At 71.0% G+C, this 20,557-nt stretch carries 23 protein-coding genes; 13 read left to right on the top strand and 10 right to left on the bottom strand.

Going from position 1 to position 20,557, the window contains the following annotated elements; genetic code table 11:
• The coding region (locus tag MKK52_RS07450; protein WP_279597685.1) for a PAS domain-containing protein at window positions 1–708 on the bottom strand (708 nt) is incomplete at its 3' end.
• A gap of 690 nt (window positions 709–1,398) precedes the next feature.
• On the opposite strand from MKK52_RS07450, the gene MKK52_RS07445 reads away from it, so the two are divergent.
• The 5 genes from MKK52_RS07445 (at window position 1,399) to rpsI (ending at window position 4,768) form a co-directional block, all read left to right on the top strand.
• Entirely contained in the window at window positions 1,399–2,493 is a 1,095-nt protein-coding gene (locus tag MKK52_RS07445; RefSeq protein WP_243953183.1) for a PAS domain-containing protein, read from the top strand.
• Between the two features lie 85 nt (window positions 2,494–2,578).
• Window positions 2,579–3,067 (top strand): cupin domain-containing protein, encoded by a 489-nt coding sequence (locus MKK52_RS07440; RefSeq protein ID WP_243953182.1) that lies wholly within the window; start codon window positions 2,579–2,581, stop codon window positions 3,065–3,067.
• Between the two features lie 19 nt (window positions 3,068–3,086).
• The gene (locus tag MKK52_RS07435; protein WP_243953181.1) at window positions 3,087–3,644 is read left to right on the top strand and encodes a CoA-binding protein; all 558 of its coding nucleotides are present in this window, start codon (window positions 3,087–3,089) and stop codon (window positions 3,642–3,644) included.
• Window positions 3,645–3,818: 174 nt separating this feature from the next.
• Window positions 3,819–4,280: a 50S ribosomal protein L13 gene (gene rplM, locus MKK52_RS07430; RefSeq protein WP_243953180.1), complete on the top strand. Its 462-nt coding sequence runs from the start codon at window positions 3,819–3,821 to the stop codon at window positions 4,278–4,280.
• Window positions 4,281–4,282: 2 nt separating this feature from the next.
• Window positions 4,283–4,768 carry a 30S ribosomal protein S9 gene (gene rpsI, locus MKK52_RS07425; protein ID WP_243953179.1) on the top strand — a complete coding sequence of 162 codons (486 nt, stop codon included), beginning with the start codon at window positions 4,283–4,285 and terminating at the stop codon, window positions 4,766–4,768.
• 66 nt (window positions 4,769–4,834) lie between these two features.
• On the opposite strand, the gene MKK52_RS07420 is transcribed toward rpsI, so the two are convergent.
• Window positions 4,835–5,353 (bottom strand): hypothetical protein, encoded by a 519-nt coding sequence (locus tag MKK52_RS07420; RefSeq protein ID WP_243953178.1) that lies wholly within the window; start codon window positions 5,351–5,353, stop codon window positions 4,835–4,837.
• A 163-nt stretch (window positions 5,354–5,516) separates the two neighbouring features.
• Here MKK52_RS07420 and argC point away from each other — a divergent pair, with 163 nt between their 5' ends.
• The 4 genes from argC to MKK52_RS07400 all read left to right on the top strand — a co-directional run bounded on the left by argC (window position 5,517) and on the right by MKK52_RS07400 (window position 8,437).
• Window positions 5,517–6,452 (top strand): N-acetyl-gamma-glutamyl-phosphate reductase, encoded by a 936-nt coding sequence (gene argC, locus MKK52_RS07415; protein ID WP_243953188.1) that lies wholly within the window; start codon window positions 5,517–5,519, stop codon window positions 6,450–6,452.
• 100 nt (window positions 6,453–6,552) lie between these two features.
• Window positions 6,553–7,530, top strand: a complete 978-nt coding sequence (locus MKK52_RS07410) for a quinone oxidoreductase family protein (protein WP_243953177.1) — start codon at window positions 6,553–6,555, stop codon at window positions 7,528–7,530.
• Window positions 7,527–8,165 (top strand): nicotinamidase, encoded by a 639-nt coding sequence (locus MKK52_RS07405; protein ID WP_243953176.1) that lies wholly within the window; start codon window positions 7,527–7,529, stop codon window positions 8,163–8,165. Before MKK52_RS07410 ends, MKK52_RS07405 begins: the two co-directional genes overlap by 4 nt.
• A gap of 71 nt (window positions 8,166–8,236) precedes the next feature.
• Window positions 8,237–8,437, top strand: a complete 201-nt coding sequence (locus MKK52_RS07400; protein ID WP_243953175.1) for a hypothetical protein — start codon at window positions 8,237–8,239, stop codon at window positions 8,435–8,437.
• Window positions 8,438–8,449: 12 nt separating this feature from the next.
• Here MKK52_RS07400 and dinB read toward each other — a convergent pair whose 3' ends face one another.
• From dinB to pabB, 5 genes are all read right to left on the bottom strand, one after another.
• The gene (dinB, locus tag MKK52_RS07395) at window positions 8,450–9,532 is read right to left on the bottom strand and encodes a DNA polymerase IV (RefSeq protein WP_243953174.1); all 1,083 of its coding nucleotides are present in this window, start codon (window positions 9,530–9,532) and stop codon (window positions 8,450–8,452) included.
• A gap of 167 nt (window positions 9,533–9,699) precedes the next feature.
• Window positions 9,700–10,083, bottom strand: coding sequence for a DoxX family protein (locus MKK52_RS07390; protein WP_243953187.1), 384 nt, complete (start codon window positions 10,081–10,083; stop codon window positions 9,700–9,702).
• Window positions 10,084–10,106: 23 nt separating this feature from the next.
• Window positions 10,107–10,961, bottom strand: a complete 855-nt coding sequence (locus MKK52_RS07385; RefSeq protein ID WP_243953173.1) for an aminotransferase class IV — start codon at window positions 10,959–10,961, stop codon at window positions 10,107–10,109.
• A complete protein-coding gene (locus MKK52_RS07380) occupies window positions 10,948–11,553 on the bottom strand; it encodes an anthranilate synthase component II (protein ID WP_243953172.1) in 606 nt (201 codons plus the stop codon). The genes MKK52_RS07385 and MKK52_RS07380 overlap by 14 nt, the downstream gene beginning before the upstream one ends.
• Window positions 11,550–12,920, bottom strand: coding sequence for an aminodeoxychorismate synthase component I (gene pabB / locus MKK52_RS07375; protein WP_243953171.1), 1,371 nt, complete (start codon window positions 12,918–12,920; stop codon window positions 11,550–11,552). Before pabB ends, MKK52_RS07380 begins: the two co-directional genes overlap by 4 nt.
• Before the next feature lie 185 nt (window positions 12,921–13,105).
• On the opposite strand from pabB, the gene rimO reads away from it, so the two are divergent.
• Entirely contained in the window at window positions 13,106–14,455 is a 1,350-nt protein-coding gene (gene rimO / locus MKK52_RS07370; RefSeq protein ID WP_243953170.1) for a 30S ribosomal protein S12 methylthiotransferase RimO, read from the top strand.
• 64 nt (window positions 14,456–14,519) lie between these two features.
• Window positions 14,520–15,449 carry an AEC family transporter gene (locus MKK52_RS07365; protein WP_243953169.1) on the top strand — a complete coding sequence of 310 codons (930 nt, stop codon included), beginning with the start codon at window positions 14,520–14,522 and terminating at the stop codon, window positions 15,447–15,449.
• 12 nt (window positions 15,450–15,461) lie between these two features.
• Here MKK52_RS07365 and mazG read toward each other — a convergent pair whose 3' ends face one another.
• Genes mazG through MKK52_RS07350 form a run of 3 tightly spaced genes read right to left on the bottom strand, consistent with a single transcriptional unit; the run spans window position 15,462 to window position 18,455 of the window.
• On the bottom strand, window positions 15,462–16,289 hold the full coding sequence (gene mazG, locus MKK52_RS07360) for a nucleoside triphosphate pyrophosphohydrolase (protein WP_313898733.1): 828 nt from the start codon (window positions 16,287–16,289) through the stop codon (window positions 15,462–15,464).
• Between the two features lie 58 nt (window positions 16,290–16,347).
• Window positions 16,348–16,605: a hypothetical protein gene (locus MKK52_RS07355; RefSeq protein WP_243953168.1), complete on the bottom strand. Its 258-nt coding sequence runs from the start codon at window positions 16,603–16,605 to the stop codon at window positions 16,348–16,350.
• Window positions 16,602–18,455: a glycosyltransferase family 2 protein gene (locus MKK52_RS07350; RefSeq protein ID WP_243953167.1), complete on the bottom strand. Its 1,854-nt coding sequence runs from the start codon at window positions 18,453–18,455 to the stop codon at window positions 16,602–16,604. Before MKK52_RS07350 ends, MKK52_RS07355 begins: the two co-directional genes overlap by 4 nt.
• A 165-nt stretch (window positions 18,456–18,620) precedes the next feature.
• Between MKK52_RS07350 and MKK52_RS07345 the strand changes: the two genes are divergently transcribed.
• Together MKK52_RS07345 and MKK52_RS07340 are read left to right on the top strand one after the other, a co-directional pair.
• The gene (locus tag MKK52_RS07345) at window positions 18,621–19,424 is read left to right on the top strand and encodes a transporter substrate-binding domain-containing protein (RefSeq protein ID WP_243953185.1); all 804 of its coding nucleotides are present in this window, start codon (window positions 18,621–18,623) and stop codon (window positions 19,422–19,424) included.
• A gap of 164 nt (window positions 19,425–19,588) precedes the next feature.
• The coding region (locus MKK52_RS07340) for a CHASE3 domain-containing protein (protein WP_243953166.1) at window positions 19,589–20,557 on the top strand (969 nt) is incomplete at its 3' end.

Below are 20,557 nucleotides of genomic sequence, written 5' to 3'. Positions count from 1 at the left end.
CACCACCTTCACCACGGTGCCCAAGGCATCCGAGACGGGATTGTAGGTGGCCTGGATCCACACGTCGCGGCCGCCCTTGGCGATCCGGCGGTATTCGGCCGCCTGGAACTCGCCCCGGCGCAGGGCCTCCCAGAACCGGGCATAGGCGTCGGTCTTGGCCTCGGCCGGATCGACGAGCAGGGAATGATGCCGGCCTTTCACCTCCTCGAGGCCGTAGCCGATCATCGCGAGGAAGTTCGGGTTGGCGTCGAGGACACGGCCCTCGAGGTCGAACTCGATGATCCCCTGCGAGCGGTCGAGGGCCCGCACCTTGCCCTCGAAGTCGGCGTTGCGCAGGGCGGCCTCGGTGACGTCGGTGACGAGGCCCATCACCCCCGTCACCTGCCCCTTGCGCCCGCGCACCGGCACGTATTCCTCGCGCAGCCACACCTCGCGGCCCGTGGCGGTGCGGCGGCGGACCTCGCGCAGGCTCGGCTCGCCCCGGCGCAGGGCATGCCAGACCTCGCGATACGCGGCCCCGTCGCGCTCGGACGGCTCCACGAGGCATGAATGGTTTCGACCGATCAGGTCCTCGGCGCGATACTCGAGCAAGCCCAGGAACCTCGCATTGGCCGCCGTCACGGTGCCGTCGACGGTGCACTCGATCACCGCCGTTCCGTCGTGCAGGGCCCGCAATCCAGGGGCGGCGCCATCTGTCCATAACAACATACTTAACCCCAGATTGAGCGATCAACGCCGCTATTCAACTTGGAGATTAGCCCTCGAATGTTACTCAAGCGTCAAACCTGAGGCGGCGATGCGTCGCGTTAAGTGTCATTGCCCCTATTTGCCCCCGGCGGTTTCCGGTCAGGACGGGTTCATCCCAATGTCACGTGGTTCTGAATCATCCACGATGCGCCGCGCGGTAAACGTGTTTCCGTTTCTTTCCGGGGCACTTCGTTAAAATGGCCGACCGGTTTTCGTAGTTCGGCCCAGAGACGCATTATAACCGGACCTGCGTTGTCTTCACGCCATTACGACGGGCCATCCTTTAAGCAACGAGATCCCACGCGTCGGCACAGGAACGGCCATGAAGACTGCACGGACTCCATCGATTTCTCGCATTCAATTCTAATTTAATCGTCCATTCTAGATTGCTTACGCAGCATCAAAACTTCAAATCACTCATTTGTGCGATCCGAATTGGTCGGAAAGTGCCCTCTCCCATCTTGCGCATTTTGCGCGATCCTCCATCAAGAAGAGGCCAGCTCCCGGGTCAGGGAGATCCGATATGAACCGTTCGAGGGCTCGGGGAGCGACGCCTTGAGACGGGATCTGTCTTTGGCGCGAATCGCGACCGCCCGTGCGGCGGCTGACCCACCACGATCCATCCGGTTCGCCGGACCAGAGCGCAGCCCCATGCCCACCCGATCCCTCATGCGCGTTCAGGCGGATCCCGCTCCCCCGAGGGGAGGGGCCTCACGCTTCTTCTCGTCCCGCAACTTCCTGAAGATCATCGAGGACACCGGCGAGGTCGGGTTCTGGTCCGCGGACCTGCGCTCCGGCACCCTCGACGCGACGCCGGGCCTGTACCGCATCCTCGGTCTCGAGCCGTCGGCGGAACTACCCATCGGCCTGCTGATCGACATGATCCACCCGGAGGACCGGGCGGTGCACGGCGACCAGTTCGCCATGCTGATGGCCGGCCAGCCGATCAACCGGGAGTTCCGCGTCGTCCGCCCCGACCGGACGCAGCGCTGGCTCCAGCACCGGGGCGAGGTCGCCCTCGGCGCCGACGAGCGCCCGAGCTACGGCATGGGCGTGATCTTCGACGTCACCGCCCGCCACGACTCGATGCAGGCGGTGATGCAGCGCCACGACCGGCTCAACGCCCTCGTGACCGTGACCGCCGCCGCCTTCTGGACCACCACCCCCCAGGGCGAGCTGAGCGAGTGCTCGCAATGGATGATCCTGACCGGGCAGAGCTACGCCCAGACGCGGGGCTACGACTGGCTCGAGGCCGTCCATCCCGAGGACCGCGCCCGCACCCAGGCGGCCTGGACCACCGCCGTGCAGCACGCCTCGGCCTACAACACCGAGTACCGGATCCTCTGCGCGGACGGCATCTACCGCTGGTTCAACTCCCGCGCCGCCCCCGTGCTGAACAAGGACGGCAGCGTGCGCGAATGGGTCGGCATCTGCCTCAACGTGCCGGGCCAGAGCCGCTACGGCTACCAGGGCCTCACCGTGCCCGACACGACGGAGCCCGACACCTCGGACCGGCCCCTCACCGCCGCGCAGGTCCGCGCCGCCCGCGGCATGGTCGGCTTGTCGAAGGAGGAGCTCGCCAAGATGGCGGGGGTGTCGATCTCGACCATCGTGCGGCTGGAGGACGCCAACTCCCCCGTCCGCCCGCGCCACGACACGGTGATGGCCGTGCGCCGCGCCCTGGAACAGGCCGGCGTGACCTTCACCTTCGACGTCAGCGCCAAGCCCGGCGTGCGCGAGGCCTGACCCCGGCCGCCCCCCTCCGGCGCGTTGACGGCGCGCCGGGGGAGGGCGTAGCCACGTCCGAACGACAGGCGTTCGGGAGGGCGGCATGGGGCAGGACCACGACCATACCCATGACGGGGGACGCTGGAAGCACGACGGCGTGCGGGTGATCCCCGGCGACAAACTCGACGACAACACCGCCCAGACGCCGGGCATGTACCGGCAGGCGGCGATCAACGCCGCCCGCGTCGGCGCACAGAGGATCTGGGCCGGCACGGTGGCGATCCAGCCCGACGCCAAGACCGGCGTGCACCACCACGGCGCCCTGGAGAGCGTGATCTACGTCGTCTCCGGCCGCGCCCGGATGCGCTGGGGCGACAAGCTCGAATACGTCGCCGAGGCGGGGCCGGGCGACTTCATCTTCGTGCCGCCCTACGTGCCGCACCAGGAGATCAACGCCTCCACCGACGAGCCCCTGCATTGCGTGCTGGTGCGCTCCGACAACGAGGCGGTGGTGGTCAACATCCCCGACGTGGAGCCGGTCGAGCGGCCGGAGACCGTCCACTGGGTCGATCCGATCCACAAGCACCCCTGACACAGCCGGCGGCCCGACCATGACAGACGACATCGCCACGCGGCACGCCCGCTACGCCGATTCGGCGATCCGCGCGATCCTCGACGGCACGAAGAGCGTCGCGCTGGTCGGCGCCTCGGCGAACCCCGCCCGGCCAAGCTTCATCGTGCTCAAGTACCTCCTCGACCGGGGCTACGCGGTGACGCCGGTCAATCCGGGGCTCGCCGGGCAGGACCTCCTCGGCCGCCGGGTGGCGGGCTCGCTCGCCAAGGTCGAGGGCCCCCTCGACATGGTCGAGATCTTCCGCAATGCAGCCGCGGCGGGGGGCATCGTGGACGAGGCGCTGGCCCTCGCTCCCCTGCCCAAGGTGATCTGGATGCAGCTCGGCGTGCGCGATGACGAAGCCGCCGCCCGCGCCGAGGCGCAGGGCGTCACCGTCATCATGAACCGCTGCCCCAAGATCGAGTACGGGCGCCTCTCCGGCGAGATCGGCTGGACGGGGGTGAATTCCCGCATCCTCAGCGCGCGCAAGCCCGTCCTCGCCAAGGGCGGCGTGCAGAAGCTCACCATCGCGGACCGCCGGACGCCGCGCTCCTGAGGTCGCGGTATCATAGTACCGCAACACTGAACCCGCTCTCGGAACACGTCTTTTCGGCGTCGGCGCGCGTGATTTGCGGTTGACCCGCCCGCCCGGCGCGGCTATTGAGCCGGCATCGCCGCCGCGTGTCCGCACGTGGCGGCTTCCTTTTCCGGCACCTTTCGGGATTTGGCCATGAAGACCACCTCGCTGAAGCCCGCCGAGGTCGACAAGAAGTGGATCGTGATCGACGCGGAAGGCCTTGTGGTCGGCCGCCTCGCCTCGATCGTGGCGATGCGCTTGCGCGGCAAGCACAAGGCCGCCTACACGCCTCACGTCGATTGCGGCGACAACGTCATCGTCATCAATGCGGAGAAGGTGAAGTTCACCGGCCGCAAGTACACCCAGAAGAGCTACTTCTACCACACCGGCTATCCGGGTGGCATCAAGGAGCGCACGGCCAAGTTCATCCTCGAAGGGCGCTTCCCGGAGCGCGTCGTGGAGAAGGCCGTGGAGCGCATGCTGCCCCGTGGGCCGCTGTTCCGCCAGATCCTCGGCAACCTCCGTGTCTACAAGGGCACCGAGCATCCGCACGTTGCCCAGCAGCCGCAGGCGCTCGACGTCGGCGCCCTCAACCGCAAGAACGTGAGCGCGTGATCATGGCGACCCTTCAGTCCCTCGCCGACCTGAACCGGGCCAACACCGGCGCGGTCGATCCGGCCAACGAAGCCCCCATCCACGTCCAGAAGCTGGATGCCCAGGGCCGCGCCTACGCCACCGGCAAGCGCAAGGACGCGGTCGCCCGCGTCTGGATCAAGCCCGGCACCGGCAAGGTCGTCGTGAACAAGCGCCCGGTCGAGACCTACTTCGCCCGTCCGGTGCTGCGCATGATCCTGCGCCAGCCGCTGGAGATCGCCGGCCGCGTCGACCAGTACGACATCACCGTCACGGTGGCGGGCGGTGGCCTCTCCGGTCAGGCGGGCGCGGTGCGCCACGGCCTCTCCAAGGCCCTGACCTACTACGAGCCGGAGCTGCGCGCCCCCCTGAAGCGCGAAGGCTTCCTGACCCGCGACTCCCGCGTCGTCGAGCGCAAGAAGTACGGCCGCGCCAAGGCCCGCCGCAGCTTCCAGTTCTCGAAGCGTTAATTTCTTATTCTATGCACGGAGAGGGAGGGCGGTGCCGCGAGGCGCCGCCCTTTCTCGTTTGGGGCCTCAGGCGTGGACCGCCCGCTCCAGCTCGGCCTTCGACATCTTCGAGCGGCCCGAAATATCCTGGGCCCTGGCCTTCTTCATCAGCTCGGCCTTGGTCGGCTCCTTCTTGTCCGACTTGGTGCTCTCCTTGCGGGCCTTGGCCGACTTCTCGGCCGCCGCCTTTGGCTGCTTCGAGAACTGCTTGCCCTTCTTCGAATCGGCCCGCTTCTTGGCGGTCGAGTCGGCGTATTCCTTGTCAGACAGCTTCTCGCGGGCCTTCTTCGGCAGGTAGCGCTCGCCGGTCTTGCCGCTCTCCTTGCCGGACTTGGTGCCCCACTCCTCCTCGGTCCATTGCTTGAGGTGGTTGTCGTCGGACTTCTTCCCCTCGTAGCCGCCGCCTTCCTTCTTGTATCCGCTGCTCGCCATCTGCGCCTTGCGCGCCGACCACTGGCCGGGCTTGCCGCCCTTGTCGGACTTCGTGACCTCTTTCTTGACCTTCTCCCACAGCTTGGGGTCGGTCTTCTTCGCGGTTCCAGCCATCGCTGCCATCTCCTCAGAGGATTTGGCGATCAAAGCCTTCGCCGCGCCCATGTTCCCGCGGCGGTTCGGCAAGCTGGGGATGGTTCGCCCGTTGACAGCGGCCCCCGACACCCTCCACCTGCCCGAGCGAGACGCCGGGCCGATTCCGGCGCGCGAGGCGATGATGGCGAACAGGGACGAGACGGCACGGCCGAGCGTGTTCATCGATGGCGAGGCGGGCACCACCGGCCTTGGCATCCGCGAGCGCCTGGAGCGCGACGGCTGCGTGCGCCTCGTCAGCATCGCCCCCGAGCACCGCAAGGACCCGGCGGCCAAGCGGGATCTGCTGGCGCAGGTCGATCTCGTCGTGCTCTGTCTGCCGGACGCCGCCGCCGTGGAGACGGTGGCGCTCGCGGACGGCCTGCCGAACGGCGGCCCGAAGATCCTCGATGCCAGCACCGCCCACCGGACGGCCGCCGGCTGGACCTACGGCTTCCCGGAGATGGCGCCGGGCCAAGCCGAGGCCGTGGCCTCCGCCCGGCGGGTCGCCAACCCCGGCTGCTACCCGACCGGCGGCATCGCCCTGCTGCGCCCCCTGGTCGAGGGCGGGCTGATCCCGGCCGACTTCCCCCTCAGCCTCAACGCGGTCAGCGGCTACAGCGGCGGCGGCAAGGGGATGATCGAGGATTACGAGGCGGGCCGCGCCCCGCCCTTCATCCTCTACGGCCTCGGCTTCGCCCACAAGCACCTGCCCGAGATCCAGATCTACAGCGGGCTCACCCACCGGCCGATCTTCGTGCCCTCCGTGGGCAACTTCCGCCAGGGGATGCTGGTGAGCGTGCCCCTCCACCTCGACGCCCTGCCGGGCCGCCCGAAGCCGGCCGACCTGGAGGCGGCGCTCACCGGCTGGTACCGGGGCCAGCCCCTGGTGCAGGTGGTGGAGGCCGTCGGCAAGGAGCCCCTCGCCCCCGAGGCCCTCAACGACACCGACCGGCTGGAACTGCGCGTCTTCGGCTCGGCCGAGCATGGGCAGGCGGTGCTGGTCGCCCGCCTCGACAACCTCGGGAAGGGCGCCTCGGGCGCGGCGGTGCAGAACCTGTCGCTGATGCTGGGGCTGTGACGGGCCGCCCTGTCCGGGGCGCCCCGACAAAAGAAATTGCCTCCCGCCCCCGTGAGTCTATCTCGCTGCGGGGCGGGGCGTGACATCACGGGAGAGAACGATGCCGAAGGCGATCCGGGTTTACGAGTACGGCGGCCCCGAGGTGATGAAGCTGGAGGACGTGCCGCTCGCCGAGCCGGGCGCCGGCCAGATCCGCGTCCGCCAGGAGGCGATCGGCGTCAACTTCATCGACATCTATTTCCGCACGGGCGCCTACAAGTCCCCGCACATGCCCTTCACCCCCGGCAAGGAGGGCGCGGGCACCGTGACCGCCGTGGGCGAGGGTGTCGCGCAGTTCAAGGTCGGTGATCGGGTCGCCTACGGTTCCGTGGCCGACGGCTGCTACGCGGAGGAGCCGGTGATCGCCGCCGCCGCCGCCGTGCCGATGCCCGAGGGCATCGACGCCCAGACCGCCGCCGCGATGATGCTCAAGGGCCTCACCGCCGAATACCTCCTGAACCGCACCTACAAGGTGAAGCCCGGCGACACGATCCTGTGGCACGCGGCGGCGGGCGGCGTCGGCCTCATCGCCTGCCAATGGGCCAAGCATCTCGGCGCCACGGTGATCGGCACCGCCGGCAGCGAGGAGAAGGCGGAGCTCGCGCGGGCGAACGGCTGCGATCACGTCATCCTCTACCGCAGCGAGGACGTGGCCAAGCGCGTGCGCGAGCTGACCGGCGGCAAGGGCGTGCCGGTCGTCTATGACGGCGTCGGACAGGCGACCCTGATGGGCTCGCTGGACAGCCTCGCCCCCACCGGCCTGCTGGCGAGCTTCGGCTCGGCCTCCGGCCCGATCACCGGGCTCGACCTCGGCCTGCTCGCCGCCAAGGGTTCGCTCTACGTCACGCGGCCGACGCTCGCCACCTTCGCCAGCCAGCGCCCGGTGCTGGAAGAGGCCGCCGCCAACCTGTTCAACGCCGTGCGCTCGGGCGCGGTGAAGATCGCCGTGAACGCCGTCCGCCCCCTGGCCGAGGCCCAAGAGGTTCATCGCGACCTCGCCGGCCGCGAGACCACCGGCTCCACGGTCATGGTGCCGTGACCCCAGGGGACACCGACCTGCTCCTCGTCATCGATGTGCAGGTCGACTTCCTCCCCGGGGGCGCGCTCCCCGTGCCGGACGGCGATGCCGTCGTCCGGCCGATCAACGGGCTCCAGGCGCGGTTCCGGCACATCGCCCTGACCCAGGATTGGCACCCGCCGGGACACGTCTCCTTCGCGTCCAGACATCCCGGCCGGGCGCCGTTCGAGACATTGCGCCTCGTCGGAGGAGAGCAGGCCCTCTGGCCGGACCATTGCGTGCAGGGAAGCCCGGGCGCAGCCTTCGCGCCGGGGCTCGACACCGCCCGCGCCGCCCTCGTGGTGCGCAAGGGTCTCCAGGCCGGCGTCGACAGCTACTCCGCCTTCCTCGAAGCCGACCGGACGACCCGCACCGGCCTCGCCGGGGCCCTGCGGGAGCGCGGCATCCGCCGGGTCGTCCTGTGCGGCCTCGCCACGGATTTCTGCGTCCTGTGGAGCGCCCTCGACGCGCGGGAGGCCGGGTTCGAGGCGTGGGTGGTGGAGGATGCGGTGGCGGGCATCGACGTGCCCTCGTCGGCGGGCGGCTCGGTCGCCGCCGCCTGGGCGCGGATGGAGGCTGCCGGCATCGGCCGGATCGGGACGGCCGACTTCACCTGAAAGGGCGAAGCGCCGCAGGGCCGGGACCCGGGGCGGGAACCGGCGTTGCCCTTGGCTCATCAGGAGGCAGCATGTCCAACAAGCAACCCAAGACGACCACGCCCACCGATGCGGACCTCAAGGGCAATCCGGGGATCGGCACCTCGAAGGGCATGGCCGGGGCGGACCCGGAAGAGCTGGAGCTGGATTCCACCTTCGAGGGCGACGTCGAGAACGAGACGACCCCCGAGGGCGGCGTCGATCCGAACCACCGGCCGCGCAAGAACAAGTAGGCCGATCCGGTCTCACAGCCCGAGGCCGAGCTGCTGCGGCGCCTCGGCCTCCTCCTGCGTGAAGCCCGACAGCGAGACCCCGATCAGCCGGGCGGTGCGGCGCAGGGGAAAGAGCTTCCGCAGCAATTCGAGGCCGATCCGCTCCAGGCTCTCCCGGTCGGGGACCGGCGCCGCCAGGGAGCGGGCGCGGGTGACGAGGGAGAAGTCTGAGAACTTGAGCTTCAGGGTGACGGTGCGCCCGCGCATGGCCTTCGCCTCGGCGCCGCGCCAGACCTTGTCGACCATCGGCGCCAAGCGCTCGGCCAGCACGTCGTAGGCGGCGGTGTCGTCGGTGAAGGTGGTCTCGGCGCCGATGGACTTGCGGATGCGGTGCGCCCGCACCGGCCGCTCGTCGATGCCCCGGGCGACGGCGTGATAATAGCTCCCGGCCGAGCCGAACGTCTCCTTGAGCCGGTCGAGATCCCAGGCGCGCAGGTCGGCGCCGGTCTCGATGCCCAAGCGCTTCATCTTGGCCTCGGTGACCGGCCCGACCCCGTGGAAGCGCCCGATGGGCAGCTCCGCCACGAAATCCGCCCCCATCGCCGGGGTGATGACGAACAGGGCGTTCGGCTTGCGGTGGTCCGAGGCGACCTTGGCCAGGAACTTGTTGTAGGACACCCCCGCCGAGGCCACGAGGCCGGTGCGCTCCAGGATCTCGGCGCGGATTGCCTTCGCGACCGCCGTCGCGGTCGGCAGCCCCAAGAAGTTCTCGGTGACGTCGAGATAGGCCTCGTCCAGGGCGACCGGCTCGATCACCTCGGTGTGGCGGGCGAAGACGGCGCGGATCTCCTCCGAGACCTGCCGGTAGATCTCGAAGCGCGGCTTCACGAAGACGAGGTCCGGGCAGAGCCGCCGCGCGGTCGCCGCCGGCATGGCCGAGCGCACGCCGAAGGGCCGCGCCTCGTAGCTCGCGGCCATCACCACGCCCCGCTCCCGCGAGCCGCCCACCGCCAGGGGCTTGCCGCGCAGGGACGGGTCGTCGCGCTGCTCCACGGAGGCGTAGAACGCATCCATGTCGATATGGATGATCTTCCGGAGGGCGACCTCCGCCTGCATCGCTGACGCCTCAGACGTTCCCGGTTCGTTCAATGCCAAGGGGAGGGGAGCCGGGTCAAGGCGGCCCAGCCGGAGAGCCACAGGCGATTGCACGCGGCCTCCTCGACCGACGTCCTGCGACCCACGCCGTCATTGCGAGCGCAGCGAAGCAATGACGATGCAGCGGCTTAGCGTGTGCCCCGCCGCCGGAACGGCCAATCGATCAGCCCGCCGGCCCAGAGGGCGGCCCAGACGAAGACCGGCTGAAAGGCGAGCCGGGGGCCGTGGTACCACCAGGAATCCGGGATGCCCTCGATGTGGATGTGCTCGAAGGCGTGCTTGAGGTTCGCCGGGTAGACGCAGACCGCGTAGAGGGCGAGGCCGATGGCGGCCGCCTTCCGCGTCGCCGGGATCTGCAGGCCCAGCGCCCCGGCGAGTTCGCACAGGCCCGTCGCCTGGATGACGAGGCGAGGCTCCGGCACCCAGTCGGGCATCAGCGGCAGCATCGCGTCGGTGGCGACGAGATGCACCACGCCGATGACGGCGTAGGCCCCCGACAGCCCCCAGCGCAGAACTCTTCGACCGTTGCCTTCGCTCACGCGACCTCTTCCGGAGTAACGCCGCAGGATTCCGCCACCGCCGCCCGAAGTGCCTCCCGCAGCAGGGCGAAGGCGGCGTGGCCGGCACTGTCGTAGGTGGTCTCGCCCAGCGCCGTCACCGGGGCGAGGAGGCGCAGGGAGTTCGTGACGAACACGGCCCTTGCCCGCCGCACGTCGTCCGGCGTCAGGGAGCGCTCCGCCACGGCGAGGCCGTGAGCCGGGGCCAACGCCAGCACTTGCGCGCGGACGATGCCGGGCAGCACGCCGTCCGTAAGGGGCGGGGTGAGGAGGGTGCCCTCGTCCGCCACGCAGAACAGGTTGCCTGTCCCGGCGCAGGCGACGAGCCCCTTCGTGTTGCGGAACAGCGCCTCGTCGAACCCGTCCCGCGCCGCCTCGCCGGCGGCGATCACGGCATCGAGGTAGCCTAGCGCCTTCAGCCGCGCGGCGGGGGAGGTGTCGTTGCGGGCGATGGCGGTCGGCCGCAGGCGCAGGGGCGCGAAGGCGATGGCCCGGCCGCTCGGGGAGGCGGTGGCGAAGAGGGTCGGGCGGGGGTCCTCCGGCGGCTTCAGGCCCCGCGGGCCGGCGCCCCGCGTCAGCGTGGTGCGGAGGGCGAGCCGCTCGCCCCGGCCGGCGAGGGCGCGCATGGCGGACCGGATCGCCCCCGCGTCGGCGGGGATGCCCAGTACCTCGGCGGAGGCGACCAGCCGTGCCACATGCGCGTCCTCGAAGGCCACACGGCCGTTCAGGGCGAGCGCGGTGTCGAACAGCCCGTCGCCCAGGGTCAGGCCCCGGTCGGCATGGTCGAGGGGCGCCTCCGTGCCCGCGAGGATCTGCCCGTCACGCCACAGCATCGCGCCGGCCCTCCCGCCACGCGCGGGCGAGATCGAGGAAGTTGCCGAAGATGGCATGGCCGTTCTCGGTGAGCACCGATTCCGGGTGGAACTGCACGCCGTAGGTCGGGTGCCGCCGATGGGAGAGGGCCATCACCTCGCCCTCGTCGGAGTGCGCATCGACGGCGAGGTTCGCCTCCATGCCGGGCTGGGGCGTCACCACCAGGGAATGGTAGCGCCCCACCGGCATCGGCGCGGGCAGGCCGGCGAAGAGGCGTTGGCCATCATGGGCGACCGGCGTCGCCTGACCGTGCAGGGGCCGCCGCGCCCGCTCGACCCTGCCGCCGAAGGCCGCGCCGATGGCCTGATGCCCCAGGCAGACGCCGAGGATCGGCAGGTGGCCCGACAGGTCGCGGATCGCCGGAAGCGAGACCCCCGCCTCGGCCGGGGTGCAGGGGCCGGGGGAGATCACCAGGGCCTCCGGCGCCAGCGCCCGGATGCCGGCGACGTCGAGGGCGTCGCTGCGCACGACGCGGACCTCCTGGCCCAGCTCCTGGAAGTAGCGGACGACGTTGAAGACGAAGGAATCGTAATTGTCGAGGACGAGGATCATCGGAACGCCTCGAACACCCGCTCGGCCTTGGCGAGCGTCTCGTCGTATTCCGGCCCCGGCTCGGAGAGCAGGGTGACGCCGCCGCCGGCCTGAAGTACGGCCTCGCGGTCGTCCATGAACACGGTGCGGATGGCGATGGAGGTGTCGAGGTCGCCGTCGAAGCCGATCCGGCCGATGGCGCCGCAATAGATCTCGCGGGCGTCGCCCTCGATCTCGCTGATGATGTCCATGGCGCGGATCTTCGGCGCCCCGGTGATCGAGCCCCCCGGAAACGTCTTCTCCAGCAGGTCGAGGCCGTCGAGCCCGTCCCGCAACGTGCCCGTCACCACCGAGACGAGGTGGTGGACGCCGGCATAGGTCTCCAGCCCGCACAGCACCGGCACGGCGACGCTGCCCGGCGCGCAGACCCGCGACAGGTCGTTGCGCAGAAGATCGACGATCATCACGTTCTCGGCCCGGTCCTTGGCCGAGGCGGCGAGCCCCTCGGCGGCGGCGCGATCCTCCGCCGGATCGGACAGGCGCTTGGCGGTGCCCTTGATCGGGCGCGTCTCGACATGGCGCCCGTCGAGCCGCACGAACCGCTCCGGCGAGGAGGAGGCGACCGTCAGCCCCGCGAATTCCTGGTAGGCGCCGAAGGTGGCGGGGTTGGTCTCGCGCAGGCGCCGGTAGAGGGCGAAGGGATCGAACCCCGCCGGCAGGTCCGCCGTGAAGCGCTGGGCGATGTTCGCCTGATAGATGTCGCCCGCGCGGATGTAATCTCGCACGGTTTCGACCGCCGCTTCATAGGCTTGCCGGGTGAAGTTCGAGCGCCACGCGAGGTCGCCGCACTCTGGCGCGGGCTCCGGCGCGGGGGCGTCGCGCAGAAGGTCGGCGAAGGCGGCGAGGCGGGCCTCGGCCCGGGCCGCGCGGGGGCCCGGTTCGGTCTCGGGGAAGCCGGTCGAGAGCAGGGTCGCGGTGCCGGCCGCGTGGTCGAGGGCGAGCACCGTGTCGTAGAAGTCGAGGGCGATGTCGTCGGTGAGCCCGGCGCGGCGGGCGGGCGGCGTCACCCGCTCCAGGGAGGCGCCGAGGTCGTAGGCGAAGTACCCGATGGCCCCGCCGGGGAAGGGGCGGGCGGGATCGGCCGGCAGGCGGTAGGGCGCGAGGCAGGCGCGCAGGGCCTCGAACGGCCCGCCGGGGACGGGGCGTCCGTCGAGGGTGGCTTGCCCGTCGCGGAACCGGAACCGGGCGAAGGGATCGGCGGCCACCACCGAGAGCCGGCCCAGGGCATCGTGCCGCATGGCGCTGTCGAGCACGGCGAGCCCCGGCAGGGCGCGCAGCCGGGCGGCGGCGGCGATGGCGTCGAGCGTGGGGAGGTCTCGGGTCCACATGAACCGGGGTCGGGCCTTCGGATCGCGGCGGTGTCGGGACGCCCTCGCACAGGCGATGCCGTGGGGGAAGAGCGGGCAGGCTCGCACTCGCGGCCTGGATCCGCTATATCGGCGTCCATCCCGAAGACTGCCAGCGTCCTCGACGTGCCGTGAGCGGCGCGGGCGCCGCCGCATCCGATGGCCCCATGACCAGCACCGCCTCGCCCGACAGCAAGTCTGCCTCCCCGGGCGCCCCCAAGATTTCGTTCGTCTCCCTCGGCTGCCCGAAGGCGCTGGTGGATTCCGAGCGCATCCTGACGCACCTGCGCGCGGAGGGCTATGAGCTCGCCCGTAAGCATGACGGGGCGGACCTCGTCATCGTGAACACCTGCGGCTTCCTCGATTCCGCCAAGGCCGAATCGCTCGCCGCCATCGGCGAGGCCATGGCCGAGAACGGACGGGTCATCGTCACCGGCTGCATGGGCGCGCAGCCGGAGGAGATCCGCGAAAAGTACCCGGACCTGCTCGCCGTCACCGGCCCGCAGGCCTACGAATCGGTGGTGGCGGCGGTGCACGAGGCGGCGCCCCCGGCCCATGACCCGTTCCTGGACCTCGTGCCGCCGCAGGGCATCAAGCTGACGCCGCGCCACTACGCGTATTTGAAGATTTCCGAGGGCTGCAACAACCGCTGCAGTTTCTGCATCATCCCGTCCTTGCGCGGCGACCTCGTGAGCCGCCCGGCGGCGGACGTGCTCCGCGAGGCCGAGAAGCTGGTCAAGGCCGGCGTGAAGGAGCTTCTGGTCGTCTCGCAGGACACGAGCGCCTACGGCCTCGACATCCGCTACGCCGAGAGCCCCTGGCGCGACCGGCAGGTCCGCGCCCGCTTCTACGACCTCGCCAAGGAACTCGGCGAGCTCGGGGCCTGGGTGCGGCTGCACTACGTCTACCCGTACCCGCACGTGGACGAGGTGATCCCGCTCATGGCCGAGGGGAAGGTGCTTCCCTACCTCGACATGCCGCTGCAGCATGCGAGCCCGTCCGTCCTCAAGCGGATGCGCCGGCCCGGCAACCAGGAGAAGCAGCTCGACCGGATCCGGTCGTGGCGCGCCGGGTGCCCCGACCTCGCGATCCGCTCGACCTTCATCGTCGGCTTCCCCGGCGAGACCGAGGCCGAGTTCGAGGAATTGCTGGAGTGGCTGAAGGAGGCGAAGCTCGACCGGGTCGGCTGCTTCGAATTCGAGCCTGTGGCGGGGGCCACCGCCAACGCCATCGCGGACCCGGTGCCGCCGGAGGTGAAGGCCGAGCGCAAGCGCCGCTTCATGGAGACCCAGAACGCCGTCGCCCTGCGCCTGCAACGGGCCAAGGTCGGCAAGCGGATGCCGATGATCGTGGACGCGGTGGAGGGCGGGGTCGCCCGGGGCCGCTCCAAGGCCGACGCGCCGGAGATCGACGGCACCGTCCACGCCGCCTTCCGCCGCCCGGTGCGGGTGGGCGACATCGTCTCGGTGAAGATCGACCGGGCCGAGGCGTATGACCTCTACGGTAGCGTGACCTGAGGCGGAGGTCCCCCTCCGCGCCGCGCCAGTCTTTCTCGCCTCCTCTCACCCCGGACCCCGCCCCGTGACCGGCGCCATCCTCCTCGCCCTCCTGCCGATCGCCCTGCTGATCGGCCTCGGCGCCGTGTTGCGCCGGATCGGGTTCATCGGCGAGGCGTTCTGGCCGCAGGCGGAACGGCTCGGCTATTACGTGCTGCTGCCCGCCCTGTTCGTGCACGGCCTCGCCACGGCACGGCTCGACGGGGTGCCGGTCTTGTCGCTGGCCCTCGTCCTCGTCGCCTCGACCGTCGCCGTCGCCCTGGTGCTGCTGATGCTGCGCCCGCATCTGGCCCTCGACGGCGCGGCCTTCACCTCGGTGTTCCAGGGCGGCATACGCTTCAACAACTATGTCGGAGTCTCGGCGGCGGTGGGCCTGTTCGGGGCGCAGGGCCTCGCGCTCGCCGCCGTGGCGAACGCCGCCATCGTGCCCACCGTCAACATTCTCTGCGTCCTCGTCTTCGCCCGGTTCGGGTCCGGCGGGCGGCTCGCCCCGGCGGCCATCGCCAAGCAGCTCGCCCTCAACCCCCTCGTCGTCGCGAGCGTCCTCGGCATCGCCCTCCAGGCCCTGCACCTGCCCCTGCCGGTGGGTGTCGACGGGATGCTGAAAGGGCTGGGGCAGGCCTCGCTGCCCCTCGGCCTGCTCTGCGTCGGCGCGGCGCTGGATTTCGGGGCGGCGCGGACCTGGATCCGGCCCCTCGCCGTCACCTCGGCGGTGAAGTTCGGGCTGATGCCCCTGGCGACGGTGCTCGCCTGCCTCGCGCTGGGCCTGCGCGGCCCGGCGGCGGCCACGGCCCTGCTGTTCCAGGCCCTGCCGACCGCCTCCTCCTCCTACATCATGGCCCGCCAGCTCGGCGGCGACGCCCCGCTCATGGCGGGCATCATCGCCCTCCAGACCGTGCTCGCCGGCGCGGCCCTGCCGCTGGTGCTGCTGGTGCTGGAAGGGGTTGCGGCGTGACGTGAGGAAGGGTCAGCCCTTCTCCATCCGCTTCACCCGTCCCCAGGCCGCCTCCATGGCGGCGAGGTCCGAGCGGCCGAGTTCGCCGCCCTCGGCGTGCAGCTCCTCGGCCATGGCACGGAAGCGGCGCTCGAACTTCAGGGTGCCGTCGCGCAGGGCCGCCTCCGGGTCGATGCCGGCGTGGCGGGCGAGGTTCGCCACCGCGAACAGAAGGTCGCCGATCTCCTCGACGAGCGGTCCCGTCTGGCCCCGTTCCAGGGCCTCGGCCACCTCGTCCGTCTCCTCGCGGACCTTGGCGATCACCTGGGCCGCGTCGTCCCAGTCGAACCCGTAGGCGGCGGCCCGGCGCGAGACCTTTTCCGCCCGCATCAGGGCCGGCAAGGCTTGCGCGACGCCGCCCAGGGGATCGGGCGCCGCGACCGGCTTGGCGGCGCGCTCCTGCGCCTTGATCGCCGCCCATTGCGCCTCGACCTCCGCCGGGTCGCGCCGGGGCGAGCCCTCCGGCAGCAACGTGCCATCGGCCGCGAAGACGTGCGGATGCCGGCGGATCAGCTTGGCGGTGATCGCGCGGGCCACGTCGTCGAAGGCGAAGGCGCCGTCCTCCTCGGCCATGCGGGCCTGGAACACCACCTGCAGCAGCAGGTCGCCCAACTCGTCGCGCAGGTCCTCGCGGTCGCCCCGCGCCACCGCGTCGGCGACCTCGTAAGCCTCCTCGATCGTGTAGGGGGCGATGGTCGCGGGCGTCTGCTCCACGTCCCAGGCGCAGCCGCGCACGGGATCGCGCAGGTCGGCCATCAGGCGCAGGAGAACCTGGATCGGGCTGTCGGAAGAGGTCGTCACGGGTCGGCCGCTCCGCTGGGATGGGGCGGGCCGCTGTAGCACCTTTCGCGCCGGGAGATCAGAATCCCGGCGCCGTCATCCCGTCGCGCTCGCGCACCCGCTCGGCCTGGAAATCGGCGAGGTAGGCGGTGAGGCGGTCGCCCGCGACCCGGTCCCCGCACTGAACCCAGAGCGGGGCGGGCAGCGCCCGGGCGGGCAGGCGCAGCAGGAACAATTCGGCGGCCCGTGCCGCGTCCCGCTCGGTGCCGGAGGCGAGGAGCCGGGCGCCGGAGGGGGTGCCGATCAGGATCGCAATGGTGGCCGCTTGATCGCTCATGGGGAATCAACGGCGGACCCGCCGTTCCGTTGCCGCCGCGTGACGCCGCGCCTGCCGCTGCGCGAGGACCGGGCGAAACCGTGCTCGGTCTTGTTCCAACGATGGGGCGCGCGGACCAGTTCGAGGACGGCCGCCCAGGCCGCCACGCTCGCACCGAGGAAGTAGGCCGGCAGCAGGGGCGCCACCCACCACAGGTCGCCCCAGCCCCGTCGGCGGCACCCGAGGGCGGCGGGCGCCACCATCGCGACGAGGCCCGCGACGAACAGCGTCAGGGCGAGGCCGGTGGCGAGGTTGTCGAGGACGAAGGGCGCGGGTGCGAGCCGCCCGGCGGCGAGGTTCCACGCCAACAGGACGAGGCAGACGGGATAGGCCAGGGCCGAGGCGACGGTGCCGGGCAGGAGGGCGAGGGCGCCCAGGGTGCCAAGGGGGCCGAGCGCGGACCACAGCGCGCGGGGGTGGCACCCGTAAGCGAGGCTCACCTGCAGGAAGCCCTTGAGCCAGCGCGTCCGCTGGGCCCTCCACCGCCGCCAACCCTTGGCGGTCTCCTCGTAGGTCGCGCTCGGCAGGTCGGCGGTGCGGTAGCCGGCGAGCGCCAGCCGGAGGCCGAGGTCGGCATCCTCCGTCACGCAATAGGGGTCCCATCCGCCGAGGTCGCGCAGCACCTGCGTGCGCAGGTGCATCGTGGTGCCGCCGAGGGGCACGGGCAGGTCGAGGGCGCAGAGCGCCGGGTTCAGCACGTCGAACAGGCCGGCATATTCGGCGGCGAAGAACTTGGGCAGCATCCCGTCGTCGTGGTCGTCGATGACGAGCCGGCCCTGGAGGCAGGCGGTCGACGGGGGCTCGGCCGCGAGGATCGCCGCCGCCTTGCGCAGCTGGTCGGGCTCCGGCACGTCCTCGGCATCGTAGACGACGAGGAGGCTTCCCCGGGCCAGCGGCAGGGCGACGTTCAGGGCGCGCGGCTTGGTGCGCGGCCAGCCCGGCGGCACCGTGAGCACCTCGAACCGGGCGGGGAAGGGGACCCTGGCCAGGGCACGGGCGGTCTCGTCGTCGTCGGCCTCGATCAGCAGTTTGATGTCGAGCTTGGCCACCGGATAATCGAGGGCGGCGAGCGCCTTCACGAGCCGGTCCACCACCCGGCCCTCCCGGTAGAGGGGCACGAGGACCGTGTAGACCGGCAGCCGCGCATCGGGCAGCGGCGGCGCCGCGACCCGCGGCAGAGGGAGGAGCGGCGCGGCGAGGCGGACGGCCGTCAGCGCCAGGACCAGCCCCTGCACGCCCAGCGTCAGGACGAGCGCCGGCAGGGGCGGGGCGGCGGCGTAGAGGCAGGCCAAGGCCGCGAGGCCCAGGGTGATCGCGAGGAGCGCCGGCCCGGCGGCCGGGCCGAGCGGGCGGTGCCCCAGGGCCTCGGCGGCGACCACCCCCGGCATCGCCGCGAACACCGCCTCGCGCAGATGCCCCGGCGCGGTGAGGGCGAGGCCGGCCGTGGGGATGCGCCCGGCGAGCAGATCCGCGATGGCGGGTCCGCGCGGGGCGATCACGGCCTCGGCGCAGGCGCCCGGCGCGAGGGGCGCACGGCCGGCGACAAGGCAATCGGGATGGCGCAGGCCCGCCCCGAACGGGATCGACCCGGCGAGGAACGGGACGCCGAGGGCGCGGGCGAGCGCCCGGTAATAGGAGGCTTCGTCGATCAGGCCGGCATGGAGCAGGGCGGTGGCCGCGTCGGTGCCGGCCCGCCGCGCCGCCTCGGCCGCGTGGGCGAGCAGGCGCCCCTCCACGCCCTGGATCAGGAGGAAGGCGATCTCCGGCGGGAGGCCGGTGGTCGCAGCCGTCGGTTGCCCCTGGACCGTCACCGCAGGTTCCGCTCCCGCAGCGGGCTCGAGCCGTGCTAGGGGAGGGCGGTGAGCCCGCCGCCCCGTCCCCGCTCCATGAGGAGCATTCCGCCTCTCCCACGGTCAAGCTCGGGCCGGCGATGGGCTGTGGGCGCCGCCCTGTGGCTCGCCCTCGCGGCCCCGGCGATGGCGGCTGCCCCGGCAGGGCAGGGCACCGTGCCCGCCGTGGCGGTACCGGATTTCTGGAACCCCCGCAGCCGGGGCGAGCGCGTCGAGGCCCCCCAGACCGGCCGGGCCGTGCGCTTCCTGACCGACGACGAGTTCCCGCCGCTCCACTTCGCGGGGCCGGACGGCACCCCGACCGGCTTCGTCGTGGAACTGGCGCGGGCGGTCTGCGAGAAGCTCGCCGTCCCCTGCACGGTGCAGGCCCGCCGGTTCGACACGCTGCTCGATTCCCTCGAATCCAAGCAGGGCGACGTGGTCGCCGCCGCGATCCCCCTCACCGTCGGCCTGCGGCGCAAGTTCCTGGCGACGCGGCCGTATTTCCGCTGGCCGGCGCGCTTCGCCGCGCGGACGGACCGGGGCCTGCCGGAGCCGTCGCCGGCCCATCTCGACGGGCGCAGCGTCGGGGTGATCGGCGGCAGCGCCCACGCGGCCTATCTCGCGACCTTCTTCCCCAAGGCGAAGCCCCGCGCGTTCACCGATCTCGCCGCCGCCGAGGGCGCGCTGAAGCGCGGCGAGATCGATTACCTGTTCGCGGACGGGCTCAACCTCGCGCTCTATGTCGGCGGGCAGGAGGCCGAGACCTGCTGCGCCCTGATCGGCGGCGATTACCTGGAGAACCGGTTCTTTGGGGAGGGGATCGGCCTCATCACCCGGCAGGAGGACGCCGCCCTCGCCCGTGCCCTTGATGACGCCCTGCAACGGGTCTGGGACGACGGGAAATATACGGAATTGTACCTACGCTTTTTTCCGATCAGCCCATTTTGATCTTTTTTCGGTGATCGCGACCCGAAATGGATGGTTAGCATCCTCGCTTTCCCAGATATCGTCCACACTTTCACTTTAGACATCAACATAATTTATCGAACCGCGGGCAAGATCGCGACCAACGACAACGCTCATCGTCTCGGTCCAAAGAAAGCTTGTCCGCAATGCGCGCACTGTCCGACATCAAGATCACCACAAAGCTGGCTGTTGCCTTTGTCTCGCTGTCGGCGGTCACGGTGGGTGTCGGCGCCCTCGGCTACACCCGCATGTCGGCCATCGAGACGAACATCCACTGGACGGAGCACACCTATCAGGTGCTCGCCGGTCTCGGAGAGATGTCCGCCTCGATGATCGACCAGGAGACCGGCCTGCGCGGCTACCTCATCGGCGGCGATCCGAAGTTCCTGGAGCCGTACCGGGCGGGGCAGATGGCGTTCCAGCAGAGCTTCGACAAGGTGAAGGACCTGACCTCGGACAACCCGGCGCAGCAGGAGCGCCTCGGGCAGGTCAGGCGCGCCGCCCAGACCTGGGTGAGCGAGATCGCGAACAAGGAGATCACGCTGGTCGAGAGCGGCGCCCTGGACAAGGCCCGCGCCATCGAGGCAAGCGGGGCGGGCAAGGTCTCCATGGATGCCCTGCGCGCCCAGACGAACGAGATGGCGGGCGTCGAGCGTGACCTCCTCGTCCGCCGGGCCGCGGATCAGCAGCGCGCGTTCGAGGCGGGCTATTTTACGTCGGTCGCGGGCGGCCTCGCGAGCATCGTCATCGCTATCCTCCTCTCGGTCTTCGCCTTCCTGCAGCTGGCGCGTCCGCTGGGTCGGCTCGTCGCGGTGCTGCAGCGGATGGCGAAGGGCGAGATCGACGCGCAGATCCCCGAGGCGCGGCGCGGCGACGAGATCGGCGCCGTGGGCAAGGCGGTGGAGGGCATCAAGGCCATGGTCGCCCAGAAGGCCGCCGAGCAGGCCGAGATCAAGCGCGTCGCCGACGAGGCGGCCGCCCGCGAGCGCAAGCGCACCATGGTCGAGCTCGCCGACGGGTTCGAGGCGGCGGTCGGCGGCATCGTCGGCATGGTCTCCTCCTCGGCCACCGAGTTGCAGGCGACCGCCCAGCAGATGAGCTCCGCCGCCGGAGAG

The organism is Methylobacterium sp. J-067, from assembly GCF_022829465.1.
Taxonomy (GTDB): Bacteria; Pseudomonadota; Alphaproteobacteria; order Rhizobiales; family Beijerinckiaceae; genus Methylobacterium; species Methylobacterium litchii.
The sequence above is the reverse complement of the archived record's forward strand: the minus strand, read 5'-3'. Positions and strand labels throughout refer to the sequence as shown.

What these genes read in the sequence shown, in the direction of transcription:
- MKK52_RS07380 (WP_243953172.1), bottom strand. Translation starts at nt 11,553, where the DNA reads ATGATCCTCGTCCTCGACAATTACGATTCCTTCGTCTTCAACGTCGTC.
- pabB (WP_243953171.1), bottom strand. Translation starts at nt 12,920, where the DNA reads ATGTGGACCCGAGACCTCCCCACGCTCGACGCCATCGCCGCCGCCGCC.
- MKK52_RS07410 (WP_243953177.1), top strand. Translation starts at nt 6,553, where the DNA reads ATGCCGAAGGCGATCCGGGTTTACGAGTACGGCGGCCCCGAGGTGATG.
- argC (WP_243953188.1), top strand. Translation starts at nt 5,517, where the DNA reads ATGGCGAACAGGGACGAGACGGCACGGCCGAGCGTGTTCATCGATGGC.
- MKK52_RS07435 (WP_243953181.1), top strand. Translation starts at nt 3,087, where the DNA reads ATGACAGACGACATCGCCACGCGGCACGCCCGCTACGCCGATTCGGCG.
- MKK52_RS07445 (WP_243953183.1), top strand. Translation starts at nt 1,399, where the DNA reads ATGCCCACCCGATCCCTCATGCGCGTTCAGGCGGATCCCGCTCCCCCG.
- MKK52_RS07385 (WP_243953173.1), bottom strand. Translation starts at nt 10,961, where the DNA reads ATGCTGTGGCGTGACGGGCAGATCCTCGCGGGCACGGAGGCGCCCCTC.
- dinB (WP_243953174.1), bottom strand. Translation starts at nt 9,532, where the DNA reads ATGCAGGCGGAGGTCGCCCTCCGGAAGATCATCCATATCGACATGGAT.
- rpsI (WP_243953179.1), top strand. Translation starts at nt 4,283, where the DNA reads ATGGCGACCCTTCAGTCCCTCGCCGACCTGAACCGGGCCAACACCGGC.
- MKK52_RS07355 (WP_243953168.1), bottom strand. Translation starts at nt 16,605, where the DNA reads ATGAGCGATCAAGCGGCCACCATTGCGATCCTGATCGGCACCCCCTCC.
- MKK52_RS07440 (WP_243953182.1), top strand. Translation starts at nt 2,579, where the DNA reads ATGGGGCAGGACCACGACCATACCCATGACGGGGGACGCTGGAAGCAC.
- MKK52_RS07420 (WP_243953178.1), bottom strand. Translation starts at nt 5,353, where the DNA reads ATGGCTGGAACCGCGAAGAAGACCGACCCCAAGCTGTGGGAGAAGGTC.
- MKK52_RS07345 (WP_243953185.1), top strand. Translation starts at nt 18,621, where the DNA reads ATGGCGGCTGCCCCGGCAGGGCAGGGCACCGTGCCCGCCGTGGCGGTA.
- MKK52_RS07400 (WP_243953175.1), top strand. Translation starts at nt 8,237, where the DNA reads ATGTCCAACAAGCAACCCAAGACGACCACGCCCACCGATGCGGACCTC.
- rplM (WP_243953180.1), top strand. Translation starts at nt 3,819, where the DNA reads ATGAAGACCACCTCGCTGAAGCCCGCCGAGGTCGACAAGAAGTGGATC.
- rimO (WP_243953170.1), top strand. Translation starts at nt 13,106, where the DNA reads ATGACCAGCACCGCCTCGCCCGACAGCAAGTCTGCCTCCCCGGGCGCC.